This window comes from Vogesella oryzae (genome assembly GCF_902829295.1).
In the GTDB taxonomy this organism is placed as follows: Bacteria; Pseudomonadota; Gammaproteobacteria; order Burkholderiales; family Chromobacteriaceae; genus Vogesella; species Vogesella oryzae.
On sequence record NZ_CADEPL010000030.1, the window covers coordinates 1 to 22,885 of the forward strand.

At 60.7% G+C, this 22,885-nt stretch carries 24 protein-coding genes and 1 pseudogene; 15 read left to right on the forward strand and 10 right to left on the reverse strand.

What is annotated here, in order from left to right; translation table 11 throughout:
• The 4 genes from HU218_RS11995 to HU218_RS12010 form a co-directional block, all read left to right on the forward strand.
• On the forward strand, positions 1–466 hold a 466-nt coding region (locus HU218_RS11995), incomplete at its 5' end, for a molybdopterin-binding protein (protein ID WP_246211056.1).
• Positions 463–810 carry a 2Fe-2S iron-sulfur cluster-binding protein gene (locus HU218_RS12000; protein ID WP_174875179.1) on the forward strand — a complete coding sequence of 116 codons (348 nt, stop codon included), beginning with the start codon at positions 463–465 and terminating at the stop codon, positions 808–810. The genes HU218_RS11995 and HU218_RS12000, both read left to right, overlap by 4 nt.
• A gap of 80 nt (positions 811–890) precedes the next feature.
• Entirely contained in the window at positions 891–1,094 is a 204-nt protein-coding gene (locus HU218_RS12005; protein WP_174875180.1) for a hypothetical protein, read from the forward strand.
• Entirely contained in the window at positions 1,091–1,702 is a 612-nt protein-coding gene (locus HU218_RS12010; RefSeq protein WP_174875181.1) for a 3'-5' exonuclease, read from the forward strand. Before HU218_RS12005 ends, HU218_RS12010 begins: the two co-directional genes overlap by 4 nt.
• Before the next feature lie 81 nt (positions 1,703–1,783).
• Here HU218_RS12010 and HU218_RS12015 read toward each other — a convergent pair whose 3' ends face one another.
• The 6 genes from HU218_RS12015 to moaC form a co-directional block, all read right to left on the reverse strand.
• Positions 1,784–2,644, reverse strand: coding sequence for an ATP-binding cassette domain-containing protein (locus tag HU218_RS12015; protein ID WP_174875182.1), 861 nt, complete (start codon positions 2,642–2,644; stop codon positions 1,784–1,786).
• Positions 2,641–3,309, reverse strand: a complete 669-nt coding sequence (modB, locus tag HU218_RS12020) for a molybdate ABC transporter permease subunit (protein ID WP_174875183.1) — start codon at positions 3,307–3,309, stop codon at positions 2,641–2,643. Before modB ends, HU218_RS12015 begins: the two co-directional genes overlap by 4 nt.
• Entirely contained in the window at positions 3,306–3,707 is a 402-nt protein-coding gene (locus tag HU218_RS12025; protein ID WP_174875184.1) for a TOBE domain-containing protein, read from the reverse strand. The genes modB and HU218_RS12025 overlap by 4 nt, the downstream gene beginning before the upstream one ends.
• The gene (gene modA, locus HU218_RS12030; RefSeq protein ID WP_217450809.1) at positions 3,704–4,459 is read right to left on the reverse strand and encodes a molybdate ABC transporter substrate-binding protein; all 756 of its coding nucleotides are present in this window, start codon (positions 4,457–4,459) and stop codon (positions 3,704–3,706) included. Before modA ends, HU218_RS12025 begins: the two co-directional genes overlap by 4 nt.
• 14 nt (positions 4,460–4,473) lie before the next feature.
• Positions 4,474–5,226 (reverse strand): TOBE domain-containing protein, encoded by a 753-nt coding sequence (locus tag HU218_RS12035; RefSeq protein WP_174875185.1) that lies wholly within the window; start codon positions 5,224–5,226, stop codon positions 4,474–4,476.
• Between the two features lie 70 nt (positions 5,227–5,296).
• On the reverse strand, positions 5,297–5,791 hold the full coding sequence (gene moaC / locus HU218_RS12040; protein WP_174875186.1) for a cyclic pyranopterin monophosphate synthase MoaC: 495 nt from the start codon (positions 5,789–5,791) through the stop codon (positions 5,297–5,299).
• A gap of 387 nt (positions 5,792–6,178) precedes the next feature.
• Here moaC and tig point away from each other — a divergent pair, with 387 nt between their 5' ends.
• The 6 genes from tig to HU218_RS12070 all read left to right on the forward strand — a co-directional run bounded on the left by tig (position 6,179) and on the right by HU218_RS12070 (position 14,389).
• Positions 6,179–7,480, forward strand: coding sequence for a trigger factor (gene tig / locus HU218_RS12045; protein WP_174875187.1), 1,302 nt, complete (start codon positions 6,179–6,181; stop codon positions 7,478–7,480).
• Positions 7,481–7,504: 24 nt separating this feature from the next.
• On the forward strand, positions 7,505–8,137 hold the full coding sequence (gene clpP, locus HU218_RS12050) for an ATP-dependent Clp endopeptidase proteolytic subunit ClpP (protein WP_174875188.1): 633 nt from the start codon (positions 7,505–7,507) through the stop codon (positions 8,135–8,137).
• Between the two features lie 16 nt (positions 8,138–8,153).
• Positions 8,154–9,437, forward strand: coding sequence for an ATP-dependent Clp protease ATP-binding subunit ClpX (gene clpX / locus HU218_RS12055; RefSeq protein ID WP_174875189.1), 1,284 nt, complete (start codon positions 8,154–8,156; stop codon positions 9,435–9,437).
• A 137-nt stretch (positions 9,438–9,574) separates the two neighbouring features.
• Positions 9,575–11,989 (forward strand): endopeptidase La, encoded by a 2,415-nt coding sequence (lon, locus tag HU218_RS12060; protein WP_174875190.1) that lies wholly within the window; start codon positions 9,575–9,577, stop codon positions 11,987–11,989.
• Between the two features lie 174 nt (positions 11,990–12,163).
• Positions 12,164–12,433, forward strand: coding sequence for an HU family DNA-binding protein (locus HU218_RS12065; RefSeq protein ID WP_174875191.1), 270 nt, complete (start codon positions 12,164–12,166; stop codon positions 12,431–12,433).
• Between the two features lie 129 nt (positions 12,434–12,562).
• Positions 12,563–14,389, forward strand: a complete 1,827-nt coding sequence (locus tag HU218_RS12070) for a SurA N-terminal domain-containing protein (protein WP_174875192.1) — start codon at positions 12,563–12,565, stop codon at positions 14,387–14,389.
• 44 nt (positions 14,390–14,433) lie between these two features.
• On the opposite strand, the gene HU218_RS12075 is transcribed toward HU218_RS12070, so the two are convergent.
• Positions 14,434–15,024: a superoxide dismutase gene (locus tag HU218_RS12075; RefSeq protein ID WP_174875193.1), complete on the reverse strand. Its 591-nt coding sequence runs from the start codon at positions 15,022–15,024 to the stop codon at positions 14,434–14,436.
• 31 nt (positions 15,025–15,055) lie between these two features.
• On the opposite strand from HU218_RS12075, the gene HU218_RS12080 reads away from it, so the two are divergent.
• From HU218_RS12080 to HU218_RS12095, 4 genes are all read left to right on the forward strand, one after another.
• Positions 15,056–16,312: a BaiN/RdsA family NAD(P)/FAD-dependent oxidoreductase gene (locus tag HU218_RS12080; RefSeq protein ID WP_174875194.1), complete on the forward strand. Its 1,257-nt coding sequence runs from the start codon at positions 15,056–15,058 to the stop codon at positions 16,310–16,312.
• A 66-nt stretch (positions 16,313–16,378) separates the two neighbouring features.
• The gene (gene dnaB / locus HU218_RS12085; protein WP_174875195.1) at positions 16,379–17,782 is read left to right on the forward strand and encodes a replicative DNA helicase; all 1,404 of its coding nucleotides are present in this window, start codon (positions 16,379–16,381) and stop codon (positions 17,780–17,782) included.
• A 44-nt stretch (positions 17,783–17,826) separates the two neighbouring features.
• The gene (locus HU218_RS12090; protein ID WP_174875196.1) at positions 17,827–18,135 is read left to right on the forward strand and encodes a (2Fe-2S) ferredoxin domain-containing protein; all 309 of its coding nucleotides are present in this window, start codon (positions 17,827–17,829) and stop codon (positions 18,133–18,135) included.
• Complete coding sequence (locus HU218_RS12095) at positions 18,135–18,743, forward strand: alpha/beta hydrolase (RefSeq protein ID WP_174875197.1); 609 nt, start codon at positions 18,135–18,137, stop codon at positions 18,741–18,743. Before HU218_RS12090 ends, HU218_RS12095 begins: the two co-directional genes overlap by 1 nt.
• A 91-nt stretch (positions 18,744–18,834) precedes the next feature.
• Here HU218_RS12095 and map read toward each other — a convergent pair whose 3' ends face one another.
• The 3 genes and pseudogenes from map to dinG form a co-directional block, all read right to left on the reverse strand.
• The gene (gene map / locus HU218_RS12100; RefSeq protein ID WP_174875198.1) at positions 18,835–19,635 is read right to left on the reverse strand and encodes a type I methionyl aminopeptidase; all 801 of its coding nucleotides are present in this window, start codon (positions 19,633–19,635) and stop codon (positions 18,835–18,837) included.
• 120 nt (positions 19,636–19,755) lie between these two features.
• Positions 19,756–20,043 (reverse strand): annotated as a pseudogene (locus HU218_RS12105) (DUF3579 domain-containing protein); the annotation flags it as partial.
• Positions 20,044–20,222: 179 nt separating this feature from the next.
• Positions 20,223–22,304, reverse strand: a complete 2,082-nt coding sequence (gene dinG, locus HU218_RS12110; protein WP_174875244.1) for an ATP-dependent DNA helicase DinG — start codon at positions 22,302–22,304, stop codon at positions 20,223–20,225.
• A gap of 388 nt (positions 22,305–22,692) precedes the next feature.
• Between dinG and HU218_RS16800 the strand changes: the two genes are divergently transcribed.
• Positions 22,693–22,881 carry a hypothetical protein gene (locus HU218_RS16800; RefSeq protein ID WP_217450810.1) on the forward strand — a complete coding sequence of 63 codons (189 nt, stop codon included), beginning with the start codon at positions 22,693–22,695 and terminating at the stop codon, positions 22,879–22,881.
• Positions 22,882–22,885 lie beyond the last annotated feature (4 nt).

Below are 22,885 nucleotides of genomic sequence, written 5' to 3' on the forward strand. Positions count from 1 at the left end.
CTGTGGTGGTGTGTCGGTGGGCGAGGAAGATCACGTCAAGGCCGCAGTAGAAGCCGAGGGTGAATTGCAGCTGTGGAAGATCGCCATCAAGCCGGGCAAGCCGCTGGCCAGCGGCCGGCTGGGTGAGGCCGACTTCATCGGTCTGCCGGGCAACCCGGTGTCCGGTTATGTGACTTTCGCGGTGCTGGTGCGCGATTTCCTGCGTGCGCGCATGGGGGAGACGGTGCAAGGTTGGCCGCAAACGCAACAGCTGCCGGCGGCGTTTGAATGGCACAAGCCGGACATGAAACGCGAGGAGTTTCTGCGCGTGCAGCTGCGCGAGCAGGACGGCCAGCTGGTGGTGCATCGCTACCCAAACCAGGGCTCCGCGGTGCTGACTTCCTGCGCCTGGGCCGATGCGCTGGTGCGCCTGCAGCCGGGGCAGCGGGTGGCGCCCGGCGATCTGGTGGCGGTTTGTCCGCTGTGAGCGGCCTGAGTTTCTGGCGCGGCGGCGAGTTGCTGGCGCTGATTGACGACGCCCAGCCCGGTGACATGCTGCTCGACGTGGCGCGCTTTCACGAGGTGCCGCTGCACTGGCGCTGCGGCCAGGGCACCTGTGGTACCTGCGCGGTGCGCATCCGCCATGCGGGGCAGCCGCGCGACGTGAAGGTTGGCCGCAAGGAGCGCAACGTGCTGCTGCGTGCAGCACTGGTGGATGCCGCGCAGGCGGCGCAAGAAGTCTGGCTGGATACCGAGTCGACGCCACGGCTGGCTTGCCACCTGCCACTGGAAGACATGGCTTGGCAAGTGCTGCTGCCCGACGATAATTAGTTGGCGATGCACTTGCGCAAACCGCGGGGCCGCGTACAATGCGCGGCTCTTTTATTGCATTGATTCGCAAAGGAAAAATCATGGCCAAGAAGCACGACGACGAACTGGACGACGAAACCCTGGCACTCTTGGCCTGGTGCACCGAGGTAGAAGCGCATCTGGTGGCGGCTGGTGCCCGCATTGAAGAAGCACAAGATCACATCGAAGAACAGGCCGAGTGGTACACCGACATGTTCTACGATGGCCTGAGCCCGGCCGAGGCCGCCAAACAGGCGCTGGCATGAAACAACGGCTGGCGGTCATCGACTTCGAAACCACCGGCATCACCCCCGGTGTCGGTTGTCGCGCGACCGAAATCGGCATCGTGCTGCTGGAACGCGGGCAGATCGTCGACCGCTACCAGAGCCTGATGAATGCCGGCGTGCGGGTGCCGGCGATGATCGAACAGCTGACCGGTATCAGCAACGCCATGCTGCGCAGCGCGCCGCCTGCTGCGCAGGTGATGCGCGAGGCGGCCGATTTTGTCGGCACGACGCCGCTGGTGGCGCATAACGCCAGTTTCGACAGCAAGTTCTGGGATTACGAGCTGGCGCAGCTGGGGCGCAGCCGGGCGCAAGCCTTTGCCTGCACGCTGTTGCTGTCGCGCCGCCTGCTGCCGCAGGCGCCGGACCACAAGCTGGGAACCCTTACCCGCTGGGCCGGACTGCCGGCCACCGGTCGCGCCCACCGTGCGCTGGCCGATGCCGAGATGGCGGCCAACCTGTTGCTGCATCTGGGCATTACTCTGCGCCAGCAGCATGGCCGCGGGACGGTCGATCATGGCTTGCTGTGCAAGCTGCAAAAAGTGCCGGCGGCCAAGGTGGCGCAATACTTGCGCGAGTTGCCAGCTTGAAGCGTCGGCTTGGCATGCTGCCGTTGTGGCATGCCAGTACCTAAAACAACCCTGCCAGGCGGCAGGGTTTTTTTGTTGCGCTCAGCTGCCGGCTGGCCGTGGTAGCGGTACCAGATTGCTGGCCAGCAAGGGGAGTGTGCTGCCGACGCGCAGACCGGCCGCTTCATCATGATCCAGCAGGATGTCGACCATGCTGCCACCGCTTTGCACCGTGACGCGCCACAGCAGGTCCGCCGGCTGGATTGCCAGCACGGTGGCATTCAGCTGCAACCGGCCGGCTGTGTTGCCGTGCAGATAGACCTGTGCCGGTGTGCCGCGCCGTACGATGCGGCCAGCGGCCAGCTGCAGTACCTGGTCGGCAAGTTTGAACACCTCCGGAATATCGTGGCTGACCAGTACCGTGGTGACCGCAAAGCGTTGCTGCAGTTGCAGCAAATCATCCTGTAGCCGGCTGCGTAGTGCCGGGTCCAGCGCCGATAGCGGTTCATCCAGCAGCAGCAAGCGCGGCCGGCGGGCCAGCGCACGTGCCAGCGCCACCCGTTGGCGCTGGCCGCCGGACAGCTGTGCCGGCCGTTGGCTGGCGTGGGGTGCCAGTCCGGTCAACGCCAGCAGCTCCTCGACCAATGGCTGGTCGGCAGGGGCGGCGCCGTAGGCGATATTGCGACGCACATCCAGATGCGGGAACAGTGCGTAATCCTGAAACACCATTCCCACGCCGCGCGCCTGCGGCGATAGCTGCTGGCGTCCGCTGATCCACGGCTCTCCATTGACCTCCAGCGTGCCGCTGTCGGCGAGGGTAAGACCGGCCAGCAGGCGCAGCAGCGTGGTCTTGCCAGCGCCGGAGTCGCCGGTGACGGCTGTGATGCGGCCGGCCGGCAGTTCGGCGGCGACATCCAGCGTCAGCTGTGCCGACAGCTGCTTTTGCAGGGCAAAGCGGATCATGCGGCCAACCTTTCGCTGTGGCGGCGCAGCAGATTGACGGCCAGCACCACCAGAAAAGAAAAGCTGCACAGTACGGCGGCATAGACATGCGCGGCAGGGTAGTTGAGCACTTCCACCTCGTTATAAATGGCGATTGAGGCCACCCGGCTGACGCCCGGGATATTGCCGCCCAGCATCAATACCAGACCGAATTCGCCCACGGTATGGGCAAAGCTCATCACCAATCCGGCCACCAGTGCCGGTTTGATACAGGGCAGTTCCACATGCCAGAAGGTGTGCCAGCGCGACTTGCCTAGCGTGTAGGACGCTTCGCGCAGGTTGGCTGGCAGGCTGGACAGCGCCGCCGCCACCGGCTGCACCATGAATGGCAGGCTGAACAGCACCGAGCCCACTACCAGCCCGGCAAAGGAAAAAACCAGCTGGAGATGGATGCTTTGCAGCCACTGCCCGAGCAGGCTGGCGGGCGAGAACGCCAGCAGCAGGTAGAAGCCGAGTACCGATGGCGGCAGCACCAGCGGCATCGCGACCAGGGTCTCGGCCAGCGGTTTGTACCAGCGGCGGCAGTGCGCAAGCCAGCCGGCCAGCGGCACGCCGAGCAACAGCAGAATGGCACTGGTAGTGGCCGCCAGTCTGGCGGTAAGCCACAGCGGTTGCAGGTCGATCATGTGGCGGCATTCTTCAGTAGCAGCATGGCGTGCGACTTGATCAGCGCGCTGACCCGGCTGCCCGGGGTAAGTTTCAGGCGCAGCGCGGACTGGCGGGGGATCAGGGCGGTGAACGACAGTTGGCCGCAGCACAGGCTGACTCGCGCCATCAGCGTGCCCAGCTGCACGTCGGTGACGGCGCTGGGCAGGATGTTGCGGATGCTGATGTCGCCGGCAAGGTCGCGCGCCAGCGCCACATCCATTTCGCGAAAACCCAGCTGCACCTGCTGGCCCACGGAAGCTGGCGCGTGCTCGCCCAGCGCCAGCGCGGTGCATTGCTGCTCGCCCACGCTGACCTGCAGCAGGTGGATGCCGTCGGCGCTATGGATGCCGGTCACAAAACCCGGGAGCCGGTTCATGGTAGGCGGTAGCCGTAGCGTTGCAGGATGGCGTGCGCGGCAGGCGAGGACAGGTAGTCGAACAGTTTGCGGGCATCCGGGTTGGCCGCGGCAGGCTTGAGTAGCAGCATGTCCTGCACGATAGGCTGGTAACTGGCGGCAGGGATATCCACCCAGCGGCCCTTGCCCTGCATCTGCGGCGCCAGCACCAGCGCCTTGGCGACAAAGCCGGCTTGCGCCGCGCCACTGTCGACGAACTGCGCCGCCTGAGCGATGTTGTCGCCCTGTACCAGCCGCGGCTTCACGCTGTCGGTCAGCCGGTAGTAGGCCAGCACCCGCAGCGCCTCCGCGCCATAGGGGGCGGCTTGCGGGTTGGCGATCGCCACCTTGCCGCTGGCGCTTTTCAGCCAGGACTGCCATTGCTTGCCATCGAAAGCCGGGTCTTTCGACCACAGCACCAGTGCGCCTAGCGCATAGGTCTTGGCCGGCAGCTGGGCCATGCCGGCGCTGGACAGCTTGCGCGGGGTTTCATCGTCGGCAGACAGGAACAGTTCGAATGGCGCACCGTTCAGAATCTGGGTGGCGATCTTGCCGGAAGATGCATAGGAAGCTTCCACCGCTACGCCGGTGCTGCGGGTGAAGTCGGCGGCGACATCGGCAAAGGCGTATTGCACGTTGGCCGCAACCGCGACTTTCACCGGTGCGGCAAGCGCGGGGTTGCAGGGCATGGTGGCGATCAGGCTGCCGAAGAGTGTCAGGAGATAGCGGCGCATCTGAGGGTCCTGTGTCAGTCGAAAATGCCCAGAATCACGCTCTGGGCAGAAAAGAGCGCCGTGACGGCGCTGCCGGATTGCAGTTGCAGGCTGGCGATGCTGTCGTTGTCGACGATGGCGCATAGCGTGCCGCCGCCAGCCAGTTGCACGATCACTTCGCTGTTGACCGCGCCCGCGGTCAGCCGGCCGATATGGCCGCTCAGCCGGTTGGCAACGGCAATGCGTCCGGCGGTGTCCGGTGTGGCCAGTGCCAGCCACGATGCCTTGATCAGCGCGACTGTCTGCTTGCCGACGCGCAGGCCAAGTTCTTCGCAGCTGCTGCGTGTCACCTGCGCGGTCAGCATCTGGCCACCGCTTAGCTGTATTAGCAGGGTGTCGTTGACGGCGCCCTGGTCGATGCGGCGAATGATGCCGGCGAGCTGGTTGCGGGCCGAGGTGCGTAGCGGCAGGCGTGACAGGTCGGTGAGGGTGGCGGGGTGATCGTCGCTGGTTTGCAGGGTGTTGCCGGCGTTGTCCCAGGCAAGCAGCAGTTTTGCACCTAGTTCGGTCAGCCGCGTGCCGCCACCGCCTCGGCCGCCAGTGAGGCGTTCGATCAGCGGGCTGTCGCTCTGGCGGTTCATGTTGTCGATTTGCTGCCAGGCCGCCTTGTAACTGATGCCGCAGCTTCTGGCGGCGGCACTGATCGAGCCCTGTGCGGCGATGGCGCGCAGCAGCTGCAGGCGCTGGCTGGCGCCACGGCCGGCAAACAGTTGCCAGGGGTCATTCATCGTTATTCTTCGCTATTCAAAATAAGGTTAACGATAGTGCGAAACAAGGCCGTTCGCGACGGCCCGTTGTTTAATCTTGCGGGGCGGTGCCTGCGGCCAGCCAGTGGCCGCTCTTGCCGCCCTGTTTTTCCAGCAGTTGCACGCCGCCGATGGTCATGCCCTTGTCTACCGCTTTCAGCATGTCGTACACCGTCAACAGGCCGGCCATCACGCCGCTGAGTGCTTCCATTTCCACGCCGGTGCGGCCAACGGTCTCGGTGGTGACTTCGATATACAGCCGGTTGGCCGCAGCATCGGCGCTGAACTCCACTGCCACGCGGGTCAGTGCCAGCGGGTGGCACAGCGGAATCAGGTCGGCGGTGCGTTTGGTGCCCTGGATGGCAGCCAGTCGCGCGATGCCAATCACGTCGCCTTTTTTGTTGTTGCCAGCTTGCAGCAGGGCGAAGGTATCGGCGGCCATGTCGATGTGGCCACTGGCGCGCGCAACGCGGCGGGGTTCGCTTTTGCTGCCGACATCGATCATGTGAGCCTGGCCGGCGGCGTCGAAATGGGTGAGACGTGTCATGAGCTTGGTGCGGGGCAGACAAATGAGCTGCTACCTTAGCGTGTGGCGGCGCGCTGCACAATCGGCCGGAAGATGTAGTTGGCTGTAGCGCTGCAGCAATGTCTGGTAACTCATGATTTTTACGGGTGCGATGTGCCCATCAAAAGCGTATCGGCATGTTCTGGTCGTCTGGCCGTGTGCGCTGTTCAATTCGACACTGCATGCTATACTCGCCCTTTGCTTTAGCCTGCTAGGCTTGCCCGCGCTGCGGGTGAGTGCACTGGTTTGAGTTCTGATTTCATGGCGCAGGAAAGCATCATCTGCAAGGTTCCTCCAGCACTACGCTAGGCCTCGGACTTTCCCGCTTCGGGCTTCAACCCCACACCCTTTTAAATCTAAGGATTGGAAATGCAAGTACAACTGGAAACGTTGAGCGGCCTCGAGCGTCGCATGAACATCGCACTGCCGCTGGCTGCCATCGACGCACAAGTCGCCGAGCGTCTGAAGCGCGTGGCACGCTCTGCGAAGATTCAGGGTTTCCGCCCGGGCAAGGCTCCGGCAAAGATCGTTGAAATGAATTACGGCGCACAAGTGCGCGAAGAAGTACTGGGCGAGCAGGTTCAGCAAGCGTTCTACAAGGCCGCTGCCGAGCAGAAGCTGCGTGTAGCTGGCTACCCGCGTTTTGAACCGGCTGAAGGCGATGCCGAGAGCTTCAAGTTCGCTGCTGCTTTCGAAGTGTTCCCGGAAGTAAAGGTTGGCGAACTGGCCGGCAAGGAAATCGAGAAGCCGACTACCGCGGTTACCGATACCGAAATCGACAAGACCGTCGACATCCTGCGCAAGCAGCGTACCCGTTTCAACCGCGTAGAGCGTGAAGCAGCCAATGGCGACCGCGTGATCATCGACTTCAAAGGCGCTGTCGATGGCGTGGCCTTCGAAGGCGGTTCCTCCGAGAACTTCCCGTTCATGCTGGGCCAGGGTCAGATGCTGCCGGAATTCGAAGCCGGCATCATCGGCATGAAAGAAGGCGATATCAAGAGCGTGGAAGTGAACTTCCCGGCTGATTACCACGGCAAGGACGTGGCTGGTAAAACCGCCGTGTTCGAAATCCTGGTGAAAAACGTGGCTGAAGCCCAACTGCCGGAAGTGAACGAAGAGTTCGCCAAGCAGCTGGGTATCGCCGATGGCGACGTAGAAAAAATGCGTGCCGAGATCCGCAAGAACGTCGAGCGCGAAGTGAAGCGTCGTCTGACTGCCAAGATCAAAGAAAACGTGATGCAGGCGCTGATCGACGTAACCCCGCTGGACCTGCCCAAAGCACTGGTTGACCTGGAAGTTGGCCGCCTGATGGATCAGGCTCGCCAGGATCTGGCTCAGCGTGGCATGCAGATGAAAGATATGCCGCTGCCGGCCGATCTGTTCACCCAGCAAGCCGAGCGTCGTGTGGCTCTGGGCCTGATCCTGTCCGAAGTGGTTGCGGCCAACAAGCTGGAAGCCAAGCCGGAACAGATCAAGGCACTGGTAGAAGAGTTTGCCGAAAGCTACGAGCAGCCGGAAGACGTGATCCAGTGGTACTACGCCAGCCAGGAACGCCTGGAAGGCCCGACCTCCATGGTGCTGGAAGACAACGTGGTTGAATTTGTGCTGGGTAAGGCCAATGTTGTCGAGAAGGAAGTTTCCTTCGAAACCCTGATGGGCCAGAACGCCTGATTTGTTGAATAACCGGAGAGGTCGATGAAATCGATGATTGAACCGCAAGGTCTGGGCCTGGTGCCCATGGTGGTAGAGCAGAGCGGTCGTGGCGAGCGCGCTTACGACATCTTCTCTCGCCTGTTGAAGGAACGCATTGTGTTCCTGGTCGGTCCGGTTACCGACGAGTCGGCCAATCTGGTGGTGGCACAGCTGCTGTTCCTGGAGTCGGAAAACCCGGACAAGGACATCTATCTGTACATCAATTCTCCGGGGGGCTCGATTACGGCCGGCATGTCGATTTATGACACGATGAATTTCATCAAGCCGGACGTATCAACCCTCTGCATTGGCCAGGCTGCCAGCATGGGCGCGTTCCTGTTGTCTGCCGGTGCCAAAGGTAAGCGCTTTGCGCTGCCGCATAGCCGCGTCATGATCCACCAGCCGCTGCTGTATGGCGGAGGTCTGACCGGTCAGGTTACCGATATCGAGATTCATGCCCGCGAACTGGTGAAAACCAAGGCGCAGATGAACGAACTGCTGGCCAAGCACGCCGGCCAGAGTGTGGAACAAGTACAAGCCGACACCGAACGCGACAATTTCATGTCTGCCGAAGATGCCCGTGAATACGGGCTCATCGACAAGGTGCTGAGTTCGCGCGCCGACGTGGCGGCTTAATTAGGACGTCGATCAGATGGCAGAAAAAGGCGGTAACGAAAAACTGCTGTACTGCTCTTTTTGCGGCAAGAGCCAGCATGAAGTGCAGCGCCTGATTGCAGGCCCGCAGGTTTACATCTGCAATGAGTGTGTCGATCTGTGTGGCGACATCATCCGCGAGGAAGTGGAGGCGAAGGTGGGAGCAGGCGAAGATGCGTCTGCTACACCGCCGCTGCCGACCCCGCAGGAGATTCGCACCTCGCTGGATCAGCACATCATCGGGCAGGAGCATGCCAAGAAATCCTTGGCGGTGGCGGTGTACAACCACTACAAGCGCTTGTATACCCCGAGCAGCAAGGACGATGTCGAGCTGTCCAAGAGCAACATCCTGCTGATCGGCCCGACCGGTTCCGGCAAGACGCTGTTGGCGCAGACGCTGGCCAAGCTGCTGGATGTGCCATTCGTAATTGCTGACGCGACCACGCTGACCGAGGCGGGCTATGTGGGTGAGGATGTAGAGCACATCATCCAGAAGCTGCTCCAGAAGTGTGATTACGACGTGGAGAAGGCGCAGCGAGGCATCGTCTATCTCGACGAGATCGACAAGATTTCCCGCAAATCGGAAAACCCGTCCATTACCCGTGACGTGTCCGGCGAGGGTGTGCAGCAGGCATTGCTGAAGCTGATCGAAGGCACCGTGGCCTCGGTGCCGCCGCAAGGTGGTCGCAAACATCCGAACCAGGAGTTCATCCAGGTTGATACCACCAATATCCTGTTTATCTGTGGTGGTGCATTCGATGGTCTGGAAAAGATCATTCGTCGCCGCTCGGAAAAAGGCGGGATTGGATTTGGTGCCAGCATCAGCTCCAAGGAAGATGGCAAGTCGATCACCACGCTGTTCAGCGAGGTAGAGCCGGAAGATCTGATCAAGTTTGGTCTGATTCCGGAATTGATCGGCCGTCTGCCGGTAGTGACCACGCTGGAAGAGCTGGACGAGGAAGCGCTGGTGAGCATCCTGACCCAGCCGAAGAACGCGCTGATCAAGCAGTACCAGCGCTTGTTCTCACTGGAAAATGTCGAGCTGGACGTATTGCCGTCGGCGTTGCGTGTTATTGCCAAGCAGGCCCTGATTCGCAAGACCGGAGCCCGTGGTCTGCGCTCTATCCTTGAGCGTGCGTTGCTCGACACCATGTACGAGCTGCCATCGCTGGAGGATGTGTGCAAAGTCGTTGTAGATGAAAAGGTTATCGAAAAAGGTGATAAACCGACCTTCATTTACCAGGGCGGCGACCAGTTGCCGGATGCGGCGCAGTCAGCCTGATGCCGCTAGAACAAGCCGCCCGCAAGGGCGGTTTTTTTATTTCCAGCTGTGCAGATGTGCTTTAGCATGCTTGATAAGGACGGATTTGCCCTAATTTGTCCAGTTAACAGAAATCCTAAAGAGCAAGGTTAGGTGATATGCCACAACCCGCCGAATTAAAAGACCAGACCACGCTGCCGCTGCTGCCGCTGCGCGATGTGGTTGTTTTCCCGCACATGGTAATCCCACTGTTTGTTGGCCGTGCCAAATCCATCAAGGCGCTGGAGCTGGCGATGGAGAGTGACAAGCAGATTCTGCTGGTCGCCCAGCGCTCCGCTGAAAAAGATGAGCCGGGCGTTGATGATCTGCATGACATTGGGGCGGTTGCCACTATCCTGCAGATGCTCAAATTGCCGGATGGCACGGTAAAGGTTCTGGTTGAGGGGCGTCAGCGTGCCCAGGTTACCAAGGTCGAAGACCATGGCGACTATTTCTCTGCTGTGCTTGACCCGCTATCGCCGGCGGTGGAAGAGGCAAGCGAGGTCGAGGCACTGCGCCGTGCGCTGCTGGCCCAGTTTGAGCAGTTCGTTAAACTGAACAAAAAAATTCCGAGTGAAGTGTTGTCATCGCTGGCCGGCATCGATAAGGCCGGCCGTCTGGCAGATTCCGTCGTGGTGCACTTGCCGCTGAAGCTGGAAAGCAAGCAGCAGGTGCTGGAGATGTTCGATATCAAGGAACGTATCGAGTATCTGCTATCGCTGATGGAAACCGAAATAGACATTCTTCAGGTCGAGAAGCGCATCCGTGGCCGGGTCAAACGGCAGATGGAGAAAAGCCAGCGCGAGTACTACCTGAATGAGCAGGTAAAAGCGATCCAGAAAGAGCTCGGTGAGGGCGAGGAAGGCAACGACTTTGACGAGCTGGAGAAGAAAATCAAGCTGGCCGGCATGTCCAAGGAAGGCAAGGACAAGGCGATGGCCGAGCTCAAGAAGCTGCGCATGATGTCGCCGATGTCCGCCGAGGCTACGGTGGTGCGCAACTACATCGAAACACTGACCGATCTACCTTGGAAGAAAAAAACCAAGATCAGCAAGGATATCGATGTTGCCGAAGAGGTGCTGGATGAGGATCACTTTGGCCTGGAAAAAGTCAAGGAACGTATCCTCGAATACCTTGCGGTGCAGCAGCGTGTCGATCGCCTGAAGGCGCCGATCTTGTGTCTGGTTGGGCCGCCGGGGGTGGGTAAAACCTCACTTGGGCAGTCGATTGCGCGTGCCACTAATCGCAAGTTTGTGCGCATGGCGCTTGGTGGCGTGCGCGATGAGTCCGAGATTCGTGGTCACCGCCGTACCTATATCGGCTCGATGCCGGGCAAGGTGCTGCAGAACATGAGCAAGGTTGGCGTGAAGAATCCGCTGTTCCTGCTGGATGAAGTGGACAAGATGGGGGCCGATTTCCGTGGCGATCCATCCTCTGCCTTGCTTGAGGTGCTGGATCCAGAACAGAACCATGCTTTTGTCGATCACTACGCTGAAGTTGATTTCGACCTGTCGGATGTGATGTTTGTGGCTACGGCCAACTCGCTGAACATTCCGCCGGCGCTGCTTGATCGTATGGAGATCATTCGCCTGTCTGGTTACACCGAGGACGAAAAGGTCAATATCGCCGTCAAGTATCTGGTTCCCAAGCAGGTGAAGGCGAATGGCGTGAACGAGGGCGAGCTGCAGATTCACGAATCGGCGCTGCGCGATATTGTGCGTTACTACACGCGTGAGGCCGGTGTGCGTAGCCTTGATCGCGAAATTGCCAAAATCTGCCGTAAAGTTGTCACTGTCCAGTCCAAGAAGAAGACTGCCGGAACCAGTAAAACGGTTGTAAACGCCAAGAATCTGGAAAAGTACCTTGGTGTGCACCGTTTTGACTTCGGCCTGGCGGAAGAAGAAAACCGCATTGGTCAGGTTACAGGGCTGGCCTGGACCGAGGTGGGTGGCGAATTGCTGACCATTGAGGCTGTGGCTTTGCCTGGCAAGGGTAATATCATCCGTACCGGCCAGCTGGGCGAGGTGATGCAGGAGTCGATTACAGCCGCCATGAGCGTGGTGCGCAGTCGTGCCAGTCAGCTTGGTATCAAGCCTGACTTCTACGAAAAGCATGATATGCATATCCATGTGCCGGAAGGTGCGACGCCCAAGGATGGTCCGTCCGCGGGTATTGCAATGACGACCGCACTGGTATCGGTGCTGACGGGCAACCCGGTGCGGGCGGATGTGGCTATGACCGGCGAGATCACCTTGCGAGGCGAAGTGCTGCCGATTGGCGGCCTGAAAGAAAAACTGTTGGCGGCGCAGCGCGGCGGGATCAAACGTGCGTTGATCCCCAAGGGTAACGTGAAGGATCTGGCAGAAATTCCGGCTAATATCAAAAACAAGCTGGAAATTATTCCGGTCAAGTGGATTGATGAAGTTTTGGCATTGGCCCTTGAGCGCCAACCGGAGCCTTTGGTGGCAGAAATCCCCGCCATTGCTACGCCTGTTGGTGATCCTGCGACAGCGTCGGCGCAAATGACGCATTAATGACGCATTGTTTTGATTTGCCTGAGAAAGCGCGCTAGCATCGGCTTCCAGAGGGGCGAGGAACATATCAATACCCCGCTGGAAGCCGCTTGACACAAGGATTTTGGCCTTGCTATAAAGCTAGCGGTTTTATTCAGTACTCCGTACACCGAGAACGACGAAAGGGGACTTTACGTGAACAAGTCTGAACTGATTGACGCGATCGCCGCCAAGGCAGACATTTCCAAAGCAGCTGCCGGCAAGGCACTGGACGGCATGATTGATGCTGTTGCTGACGCACTGAAAGCCGGCGACACTGTCACCGTTGTAGGCTTCGGTACTTTCTACGTAGGCGAGCGTGCCGAACGTAGCGGCCGTAACCCGAAGACCGGTGAAACCATCACCATCGCTGCAGCCAAGTCTCCGAAGTTCCGTGCTGGCAAGGCTCTGAAAGACGCCCTGTAATTGACGGCCCGGTAATCGCTCGGACGGTATCGTCGTCCGACCGTCTGTCAGGGGCTTGCTTGTCACGAGGCTCCATCAGATGGTGAACGGCCCGCCGTTCACCTTGTTTTTTTGTAAGACCCCATAGCCATGTTTGATTTCGTTCATAACAACAACACCGCCATCAAGATAATCCTGGGGGCGGTTGCCCTGACTTTCGTCGGCTTTGGCGTGGGTAGCTACAGCGCTGCGGTTGATGACCCATACCTGGCCAAGGTCGGGGATGCCAAGATTTACAAGCGTGATGTCGAGCGCCAGATGCAGGATCAGCCCGCCAATGCGGCTTCACGCCAGGCGGTGCTGGAGAACCTGATCCGTCAGGAAATGTTGCTGGCCGAGGCACGTAGCTCGCACCTGGCCGTGTCGCCGGCACAGTTGCGCGCGGTAATCGCTGGTGTGCCTGCATTCCAGGATAACGGCAAGTTCAGCCCCGCGCGTTATCAGGAGTTTCTCGCTGCCCGTAACCTCAATGCTGCCACCTTCGAGGCGCAGGTGAGTCGCGATCTGTTGCTGCAAGCCCAGGTGGCGCCATTCCTAAATGGCCAGTTTGTCTCTCGCAGCCTGCAGTCGCGCATGGCAGCGATGATGACCGAGGTACGTGATGTCCGCGAGCTGGTGCTGAAGCCGGAGCAGTTTGCCGCCAGCGTGAAGCTGGATGATGCAATGCTGAAGAGCTATTACGAGGCCAACCTCAAACGCTTCAAGACTGAAGAAACGGTAAAGCTGGATTATGTGCTGCTGTCGCAATCGCAGCTGGCGCAAGCGATTCAGGTTAGTGATGCGGATGCCCGTGCTTACTTCGACAAAAACCGCGCGGAATTCGGTAGCGAACAGCGCGATGTGTCGCATATTTTGCTGACCGTCAGCACTGGGGCATCGGCCGCGGAGAAGGCGAAGGTCAAAGCCGAGGCGGAGGCTATCCTCAAGCAGGTGCGTGCCAATCCGGCTCAATTTGCCGAGATTGCCAAGACCAAATCGCAGGATCCGGGCTCTGCTGCCAATGGCGGTGATTTGGGGTTGTTCGGTCGCGGCACCATGACCAAAGCATTCGAAGATGTGGCTTTCCGCATGCAGAAAGGCCAGATCAGCGAAGTGGTTGAAACCGAATTCGGCTACCACATCCTGAAGCTTAACGACATCAAGGGCGTGGATTTCGAGGCGCAGAAGGCTGCCGTCATTGCCAAGCTGCAACTGCAGAAAGCCGCCGCGCAATTCCGCAGTAGTGCCGAGAAGATGGGTGAAATCGCTTACCAGCAGGGCGACTCGCTGAAAGGTCTGGAGGCGTTGGGCCTGACGGTGCAGCATAGCGACGCACTGCCGCGCAGTGGCAAAGCTGGCGATGCGGTGCTGGGTAACCGCAAGCTGCTGGATGCTGCATACAGTGATGACGTGTTGCAGGGCAAGCACAATAGCGAGCCGATCGATCTTGGTAACAATACGCTTGCAGTGGTGCGTGTTGCCGAGCATTTGCCGGCACGGCAGAAGCCGCTGTCCGAGGTGCAGGACCAGGTCAAGGCAGAGCTGGTGCAGCGTGAAGGTGGCAAGTTGGCCGCGCAGCGTGGCGAGGCCTTGCTGGCCGAGCTGAAGGCAGGCAAGGGCGTTGATGCGCAATCCTGGGGTGGTCCCCAGTCGCTGTCGCGCCGCTCGCCGGGGCAGGTGCCACAAGGCGACGTGCGTGCCATCTTTGCTGTGTCTGGCAAGCAACTGCCGGGTTTTGCCGGCCTGAAGCGCGAAAACGGGGACTTTGTCATTTACCGTGTCGACAAGGTACAGGCTGCGCAGACGCTGAGCCCGGAAGAAACCGCTCAGCTTGGGGGCTTGCTGTCGGAGTTGTCGGCCAACAATATGTTGGTCGCCTATCTGGAACAGTTGCGCCTGAAGCACAAGGTGCTGATCAACCAGACGCCGGCTGAATGAAAAAAGGCCCCGTAAGGGGCCTTTTTTATTGCCGGGCTGAAGGATCAGGCGGCAAAGTTCTGGGCGACGAAGTCCCAGTTTACCAGCTTCCAGAAGCCTTCCATGTAGTTCGGGCGGCTGTTGCGGTAGTCGATGTAGTAGGCGTGTTCCCACACGTCGCAAGTCAGCAGTGCTTTCTTGTCGGTGGTCAGCGGGGTGGCGGCGTTGCTGGTGGATACCAGTTCCAGGCTGCCGTCGGCAGCTTTTACCAGCCAGGCCCAGCCGGAGCCGAAGGTGCCAACGGCACAGGCGGCAAAGGCTTTCTTGAACTCGTCGAAGGAGCCCCACTTGGCGTTGATGGCGTCAGCCAGTGCACCAGCCGGCTTGCGCTCTTCGCCGCTAGCGTTCGGTGCCAGACCGAACCAGTAGAAAGTGTGGTTCCATACCTGGGCTGCGTTGTTGAAAATGCCGCCGGAGGATTTCTTGACGATTTCTTCCAGGGAAGCGTTCTCGAACTCGGTACCCTTGATCAGGTTGTTCAGGTTGGTCACGTAGGTCTGGTGATGCTTGCCGTAGTGGAATTCCAGGGTTTCCTTGGAAATGATCGGTGCCAGGGCGTCCAGGCCGTACGGGAGTTCGGGCAGTTTGTGTTCCATCTTGCTCTCCAGGTTTGATTAGCAAAACAGCATGCGCTGTCAGACCGTTGAAGTTTACTGTAATTGGGCGAATGCGCCAATTGTTGACCAAATCACTAGACTAAAGGTTTCGGCTGTGCATTTCGATGTCATTGTATTGGGTGCCGGCGCGGCTGGAATGATGTGTGCGGCTACTGCCGGCCAGCGGGGGCGCCGGGTGCTGCTGCTGGATCACGCCGACAAGTTGGCGGAGAAAATCCGTATCTCCGGCGGTGGGCGCAGCAACTTTACCAACCTGCAGGCGCGACATGATTGCTATGTGTCGGAGAACCCCAATTTCTGCCGCTCGGCGCTGGCGCAATATACGCCGCGTGACTTTATCGCGCTGGTAGAGCGCTATGGCATTGCCTACCACGAGAAAAAACTGGGCCAGCTGTTTTGCGATGACAGCAGCCAGCAGATCATCGACATGCTGGATGAGGAGTGCCGTGCAGCGGGGGTGGAGCGCCGCATGGGTGCCCGGGTCGAGCAGGTTGGCCGCAGCGATGACGGTTTTGTGGTCGCCACCTCGATCGGCAGTTTCAGCGCCGAGTCACTGGTGGTGGCCACTGGCGGGCTATCGATTCCGCAAATTGGCGCCACGCCGCTGGGTTACCAGATTGCCGAACAATTCGGTTTGCCGGTGACCGCGCTGACCCCGGCGCTGGTGCCGCTGACCTTTCATGTCGACGATGCCACGCGCTTTGCGCCCTTGGCCGGTGTGTCGCTCGATACCGAAGTGCGTATCGGCAAGGTGCGCTTCCGCGAAAACGTGCTGTTCACCCACAAGGGCCTGTCCGGGCCGGCCATCCTGCAGATTTCCAGTTACTGGCAACCGGGGCAGGAGATCATCATCGACCTGTTGCCGGAAACGGATGCCGAGGCCTGGCTGGAGGAGCGTGCCGGCAGCGAGCAGCTGCTGGCCAATGCCATGGGCGAGCTGGGCTGGCCAAAGCGCTTTGCCGAGGCATGGCTGGAGGGGCAGGGGGCGAACGTGCGCGGCAAGGATCTGTCGCCCAAGAAGCGGCGTCAGCTGGCGGTGACGCTGCATAACTGGCGGGTGCTGCCCAATGGCACTCAAGGCTACAAGAAGGCCGAGGTGACGCGAGGCGGGGTGTCCACCAAGGCACTGTCGTCCAAGACCATGATGGCGAACGAGGTGCCGGGCCTGTTCTTCATCGGCGAGGTGGTGGACATCACCGGCTGGCTGGGTGGTTATAACTTCCAGTGGGCGTGGTCTTCCGGCTTTGTTGCCGGCAAAAACTGCTAGAATCAGCACCTTCTTTCGGGGTTGGCCGCGGCCAACCCTGCCTCTGTTTTCCGATTGCTGGGTTTTATGAGCGACTTCGACATCAACGACGCTAGCGTCACCGCCATCCGTACGCCGCCGCACTCCATCGAGGCCGAACAATCGGTACTGGGTGGTCTGCTGCTGGACAACAGCGCCTGGGAAAAAATTGCCGACCTACTGACCGAGGGCGATTTCTATCGTCACGACCACCGGCTGATTTTCAAGCACATGGCCCGGCTGGTGGACATGGCGCGTCCGGCCGACGTGGTGACCGTTTCCGAGAGCCTGGACAAAAACAACGAGCTGGCCAGTATCGGCGGTATTGCCTACCTGGCCTCGCTGGCGCAGAACACCCCGTCGGCGGCCAACATCCGCCGTTACGGCGAGATCGTGCGCGAGCGCTCCATCATGCGTGCGCTGGCACAGGTGGGCACCGAGATTGCCGAGGCCGCCTACAATCCGCAGGGTCGCGACGCGGCGCAGCTGCTGGACGATGCCGAGGGCAAGGTGTTCCAGATCGCCGAATCCACCGCCAAATCGAAGCAGGGCTTCCTGGAAATGCCGGCGCTGCTGAAAGAGGTGGTCGAACGGATCGACATGCTGTACAGCCGCGAGAACCCGGACGAAGTCACCGGCGTGCCCACCGGCTTTACCGATCTGGATGCCAAGACCTCCGGCCTGCAGCCGGGCGACCTGATCATCGTCGCCGGCCGTCCGTCGATGGGTAAGACCGCGTTCTCGATGAACATCGCCGAGCACGTGGCGGTGGAGGCGCACCTGCCGGTGGCGGTGTTCTCCATGGAAATGGGCGGCGCGCAGCTGGTCATGCGGATGCTGGGTTCGGTGGGGCGGCTGGATCAGCACGTGCTGCGTACCGGCAAGCTGGGCGACGAGGACTGGCAGAAGCTTACCTACGCCATCGGCAAGCTGTCCGAGGCGCCGATGTATATCGACGAAACCCCGGGCCTGACCGCACTGGAACTGCGTGCCCGTGCCCGCCGTCTGGCGCGCCAGCATGGCGGCAAGCTGGGCCTGATCGTCATCGACTACCTGCAACTGATGTCCGGCTCCGGTCGTGGCGATAACCGTACCGCCGAACTGGGCGAAATCTCGCGCGGCCTGAAAGGTCTGGCCAAGGAGCTGCAGGTGCCGGTGATCGCGCTGTCGCAGCTGTCGCGTGCGGTGGAGCAGCGTACCGACAAGCGCCCGATGATGTCCGACTTGCGGGAATCCGGCGCCATCGAGCAGGATGCCGACTTGATCATCTTCATGTACCGCGACGAGTACTACAACCCGGACACCCCGGACAAGGGTCTGGCCGAGGCCATTATCGGCAAGCACCGTAACGGTCCGGTGGGGCGGGTGCGGCTGGCCTTTATCGGCATGTATGCCAAGTTCGATAACGCGGCGGTGCATGGTGTTGCCGGCTGGGCCGACGCGGAAGGTTAATCACGTGCGGCCAACGTTGGCCGCAGTCGACGCAAGGAATCGCGATGAGCTTTTTCGACAAGCATGTATTCATCTGCTGCAACCAGCGCGCCGAGGGCGAAGCGTGTTGCAACAATCACGGCGCCAGCGAACTGCTGGGCTATATGAAAGACCAGATCAAGGCGCGCGGCCTGGCCGGTGACGGCAAGATCCGCGTCAACAAGGCCGGTTGCCTGGGGCGTTGCGATGACGGTCCGGTGATGGTGGTGTACCCGCAGGAGACCTGGTACACCTTCATCGACAAGGAGGACATCGATGAAATCATCGAACGTCACATGGTGGCCGGCGAGGTGGTGGAAAGGCTGAAGATCTGATGCTGAAGGCGCTGCAAAAAATCGATATTACCGGCCCGGTGGGCAAGCTCGAGACCATTGTCATTCCGGCGGTGGGTGACACCACCGGCATCGCGGTGATCTGTCACCCCAATCCTACCCAGGGTGGCACCAATACCAACAAGGTGATCCAGACGGCGGCCAAGGCGCTGTCGCAACTGGGTTATGTCTGCTACCTGCCCAATCTGCGCGGTGTCGGCGATAGCGACGGCGAGCACGATTACGGTAACGGCGAGGTGGATGACGTGCTGGCGGTCATTGCCCACGCCAAGGCCGAGCAGGGCGAGTTGCCGCTGGCGCTGGCCGGTTTCTCGTTCGGCGGTTTTGTCGCCGCGCGGGTGCGCGAGCGCATCGACGCCGACAAGTTGCTGCTGATGGGCGTGGCGGTCGGCAAGTATGCGATTCCGACGCCGCACGTACCGGCCGATACGCTGGTGATCCACGGCGAGGCGGACGAGGTGATCCCGTTGTCGGCGGCGCTGGACTGGGCGCGGCCGCAGCATTTGCCGGTGGTGGTGTTTCCGGAGGCGGGGCACTTCTTCCACGGCCGGCTGGTGCAGCTGGCGGCGATGATCAAACGTTGCTGGTAAAACGCACCAGGCAATAAAAAACGGGCTGCTGTTGCAGCCCGTTTTTTATTGCGGCCAACGTTGGCCGCATGCGACCAGCGGAAACGGTCGCTTAATGCTTGAATACCGGCTTCGGCGGCGTGCCGTCAGAGGTAGTCAGGATTTCGTAGCCGGTTTCGGTGACCAGGATGGTGTGTTCCCACTGGGCAGAAAGGCTGCGGTCCTTGGTGACCACGGTCCAGCCATCGGCCAGCATGCGCAGGTGGCGTTTGCCCTGGTTGATCATCGGCTCGATGGTGAAGATCATGCCGGCTTTCAGTTCCAGGCCGGTGCCCGGCTGGCCGTAGTGCAGCACCTGCGGCTCTTCGTGAAATTTCTTGCCGATGCCGTGGCCGCAGAATTCCTGTACCACGCTGTAGCCGGCGGCTTCGGCGTGACGCTGGATCACGTTGCCGATATCGCCGAGGCGTGCGCCCGGCTTCACTTTCTCGATGCCTTTCCACATGCACTCGTAGGTCACTTTGCACAGGCGACGGGCAAAGTCGCTGACTTCGCCGACATAGAACATGCGGCTGGTGTCGCCGTGGTAGCCATCCTTGATTACGGTGATGTCCAGATTGACGATGTCGCCTTTTTTCAGCGGCTTGTTATCCGGAATGCCGTGGCAGATCACGTGGTTGATCGAGGTGCAGATCGACTTCGGGTACGGCGTGCCGCCATCGGGTGCGTAGTTCAGCGGGGCGGGAATGGTGCCTTGCACGTTCACCATGTAGTCGTGGCAAAGCTTGTCCAGCTCTTCGGTGGTGACGCCCGGCTTCACGAACGGGGTGATGTAATCCAGCACTTCGGCGGCCAGACGGCCGGCGATGCGCATTTTCTCGATGTCTTCCTGGGTCTTGATGACGATGGCCATGCTGTAATCGCTTAATAGGTGAGCAGATAATGATAGCAAATATCAAGTAATTACGGGCGCACAGGGCGCCCGTTGATAGTTGCCGCCTGGCAATCAGGCCAGGAACTGGTTGGGATAGACCTCGTCGATCAGCGTACGGCAATCGACGATGCGCAGGTCGTTATCCTTGGCGAAATCCATCAGGAAACGGAACACCGGCGGGTGCAGCTTTTCCATTTTCTTGTCGACTGCTACGCAACGGATGCCGTCGAGCAGCATCGGGCGCACAAACTGGTGGTAGGCCAGTTTCTGGTCATCTCCGAACGAGGACAGGATGCCGGCGAGACGTTCGGCCCAGTCGCTGGGGCGGAAGGTGCGGCCTTCGGAGGTAACACCTTGGATAACAATTTCGTAGGGGTTGCAGATCATGACGTAACCGGGCGCTTGTTCTTGTGGGGTGTGGTCTCTGTCCGTGTCCTGTCTGTTTTTTATGCGGGCGCTGTTCTGTTAAATATTCGGCCGACAGGTTTGCGGGTTATCCCTCGATTTTAACCGAAAACGCTTATCAAGACACCTGCAAAAAGGGGGGATTTCCCTAATGGCGTGTATCAGATACGGCGGAATGCCGGCAGCGAGGCCAGCAGTTTCTTGCCGTAGCTCTGGCGTACGATGCGGTTGTCCAGAATGGTGACGCGGCCGTAGTCGCTCTCGGTGCGGATCAGGCGGCCAACCGCCTGTACCAGCTTGATCGAGGCTTCCGGCACGGTCAGCTCCACGAACGGGTTACCACCGCGCTTCTCGATCCAGCGGGCCAGCGTGCGGCCAACCGGGTCATCCGGCATGGCAAACGGCAGCTTGGCGATGATCACGTGCACACAGGCTTCACCCGGCAAGTCCAGACCTTCCGAGAACGAATCCAGCCCGAACAGCACGCTGGCGCGGCCCTCCTTCAGCGCGCTGTAGTGGCGCTCCAGAATCACCGCCTTGGGCAGTTCGCCCTGGATCAGGATGTACTCGCGCAGACTGGGGTCGAGTCCGTCGGCAACCTCGTTCATCTGCTTGCGCGAGGTGAACAGCACCAAGGTGCCAACCGCTTCGCTGCAGTCGATCAGCCGCGGCAGCCAGCTGATGATTTCCTTGGTGTGGGCGGAAGGGTCTTTTGGGGTGGCGGCCAGCGGCGGCAGGTACAGCTCGCCCTGCTCGCTGAAATTGAATGGCGAATCCAGCGCCACGCAGGTGACTTCCGGCAGCCATTTCAGCCCGGTTTGCGATAGCAGCAGGTCAAAGTTGCCGAGCGAGCGCAAGGTGGCCGAGGTGAGCAGGGCGCCGGAGACGCGACGCCACAGTGTGGCCGCCAGACTGGCGGCGGCGCTGACCGGCGAGGCAGAGAAAATGTAATCGCCCTTGCCATCCAGGCGGCGGGTCACCCATTTGGCGATCGGCGGCGCGGCCTCGTCCGGCTCTTTTTCGAACAGATCCCATAGCGCCACCAGCTGCTCGCACTTGCCGACAAAAAAGCCGGCGTCGGCGCTGGTCTTGTCCAGCAGCAAGGCATCCTGCTGCTTGTCCTTGCGCTGCAGGGTGAGGGCATCGGCCATGCCGGCCAGATTTTTGTACAGCATGCGCGCCGACAGCGCCATGTTGGCTGCCGGCACTTTCATGTGTTCCGGCAAGGTGCCGTCTTCCACCAGCCAGGAGGGCTCCATATTGTCGCTGGCGGCTTCCAGCGACGGCTCGCCCTGCAGCAGCCACAGCCATTCGGTGAGGCTTTCCATGCAGGCGCCGGCGGCATCGATGGCATTTACCGACAGCTCCGGCTTGTCGATCAGCGAGTCCACGCGGGTGGCCAGTGCCGGCACCTTGTCCAGCCAGGCCATGGCCTGCGCCACGCTGTGCTCGGCGGCAAACTGGTTGACCGCCTTCTTGGCCAGGTGGTGCGCCTCGTCGATGCAATAGAAACTCTGGTCCGGCGCCGGCAGGATCACGCCGCCGCCCATGGTGATGTCGGCCAGCAGCAGGTCGTGGTTGGCGACCACCACGTCCACGGTTTCCAGCGTTTCGCGTGCCAGGTAGAACGGGCACTCGGCACGGTTGGGGCAGCCGGCCTTCAGGCAGCCGTGGCGGTCGTTGGTGACGCGGCGCCACAGGTCGTCCTCGATGTTCTCCGCCCAGGTGTCGCGGTCGCCGTTCCAGCGGCGGTAGTAGAAGGCATCGGACAGCTGGCGCAGCGCGTCGATCTCCGCCTGCTCCGGGTTGCGCTCCCACAGCGCCATGGTTGGGTCGGGGGCCAGCAGCTCGCCCTGAGCGTGCTCGGAGGTCAGCTGGTACAGCCTGTATGGGCACAGGTAACGGCCGCGGCCCTTGGCCAGCGCAAAGGTCAGCGCGAGGCCGCTTTTCTCGATCAGGAACGGCAGGTCGCGGTTGACCAGCTGTTCCTGCAGCGCAATGGTGGCACTGGTGACCACCAGCTTCTTGTTGCGGCACTTGGCCATCACGCCGCCGGCCAGCAGGTAGGCCAGACTCTTGCCGACGCCGGTAGGCCCTTCCACCACGGCAATGCTCTCGCCATTGCGCTCCACTGCCTCGCCCTCGGTATTCGGCGGCAGCGAGCGGCCGAAGGCGTTGGCGATCTCGGCCAGCATGCGGCGCTGGGCGGCACGCGGGCGGAAACCCGGCAGGTTGTCGGCAATGGCGCGGTAGTGGTACTGCCCCTAATAAACCCTGTCAGACCGGAGTCGAGAGCACGCTTGATCTGCAACTCTCCATAGGCATTGGCCGTCGGGGGCTTTGTCAGTCGGCGAAAAGGTTGTGGCCTCGACGGCCAATGCCTATGGAGAGTTGCAGATCAAGCGTGCTCTCGACTCCGGTCTGACAGGGTTTATTAGGGGCAGTACGGTCGATGCTGCCGCTGTTGGGATGTCAATCGGTGATGTCTCCGGGACGGGGGCTGCCATTGATTTGAGCGGTGGCGCCATTCGTTTCTATCTGAATCCCGGTAACTCGACGAGCGGGTCGCGGATGCTCATCAACAACAGCGGGCGGTTGCTAGTGGGTACGTCATCCGACTCTGGGTTGGATATGGTCCAGGTTAATGGCAGTTTGCAGGCCACTGTCCTGCGAACTGCCTCCTACACCAAGGCTACCGTACCAGCGGCCAGTGCCTACCCGCGCGGCATCATCTACGTATCCGATGCGGCTGGCGGTGCGGCCATGGCGTGGAGTAACGGCACCAGCTGGATTTCGCAGCTGACAAACGTGGCCATCTGATAAA

Coding starts and splice junctions, on each gene's coding strand:
- HU218_RS12005 (WP_174875180.1), top strand. CDS start 891: ATGGCCAAGAAGCACGACGACGAACTGGACGACGAAACCCTGGCACTC.
- HU218_RS12010 (WP_174875181.1), top strand. CDS start 1,091: ATGAAACAACGGCTGGCGGTCATCGACTTCGAAACCACCGGCATCACC.
- HU218_RS12015 (WP_174875182.1), bottom strand. CDS start 2,644: ATGATCCGCTTTGCCCTGCAAAAGCAGCTGTCGGCACAGCTGACGCTG.
- modB (WP_174875183.1), bottom strand. CDS start 3,309: ATGATCGACCTGCAACCGCTGTGGCTTACCGCCAGACTGGCGGCCACT.
- HU218_RS12025 (WP_174875184.1), bottom strand. CDS start 3,707: ATGAACCGGCTCCCGGGTTTTGTGACCGGCATCCATAGCGCCGACGGC.
- modA (WP_217450809.1), bottom strand. CDS start 4,459: ATGCGCCGCTATCTCCTGACACTCTTCGGCAGCCTGATCGCCACCATG.
- HU218_RS12035 (WP_174875185.1), bottom strand. CDS start 5,226: ATGAATGACCCCTGGCAACTGTTTGCCGGCCGTGGCGCCAGCCAGCGC.
- moaC (WP_174875186.1), bottom strand. CDS start 5,791: ATGACACGTCTCACCCATTTCGACGCCGCCGGCCAGGCTCACATGATC.
- tig (WP_174875187.1), top strand. CDS start 6,179: ATGCAAGTACAACTGGAAACGTTGAGCGGCCTCGAGCGTCGCATGAAC.
- clpP (WP_174875188.1), top strand. CDS start 7,505: ATGAAATCGATGATTGAACCGCAAGGTCTGGGCCTGGTGCCCATGGTG.
- clpX (WP_174875189.1), top strand. CDS start 8,154: ATGGCAGAAAAAGGCGGTAACGAAAAACTGCTGTACTGCTCTTTTTGC.
- lon (WP_174875190.1), top strand. CDS start 9,575: ATGCCACAACCCGCCGAATTAAAAGACCAGACCACGCTGCCGCTGCTG.
- HU218_RS12070 (WP_174875192.1), top strand. CDS start 12,563: ATGTTTGATTTCGTTCATAACAACAACACCGCCATCAAGATAATCCTG.
- HU218_RS12075 (WP_174875193.1), bottom strand. CDS start 15,024: ATGGAACACAAACTGCCCGAACTCCCGTACGGCCTGGACGCCCTGGCA.
- HU218_RS12080 (WP_174875194.1), top strand. CDS start 15,056: ATGCGCTGTCAGACCGTTGAAGTTTACTGTAATTGGGCGAATGCGCCA.
- dnaB (WP_174875195.1), top strand. CDS start 16,379: ATGAGCGACTTCGACATCAACGACGCTAGCGTCACCGCCATCCGTACG.
- HU218_RS12090 (WP_174875196.1), top strand. CDS start 17,827: ATGAGCTTTTTCGACAAGCATGTATTCATCTGCTGCAACCAGCGCGCC.
- HU218_RS12095 (WP_174875197.1), top strand. CDS start 18,135: ATGCTGAAGGCGCTGCAAAAAATCGATATTACCGGCCCGGTGGGCAAG.
- map (WP_174875198.1), bottom strand. CDS start 19,635: ATGGCCATCGTCATCAAGACCCAGGAAGACATCGAGAAAATGCGCATC.
- HU218_RS16800 (WP_217450810.1), top strand. CDS start 22,693: ATGGTCCAGGTTAATGGCAGTTTGCAGGCCACTGTCCTGCGAACTGCC.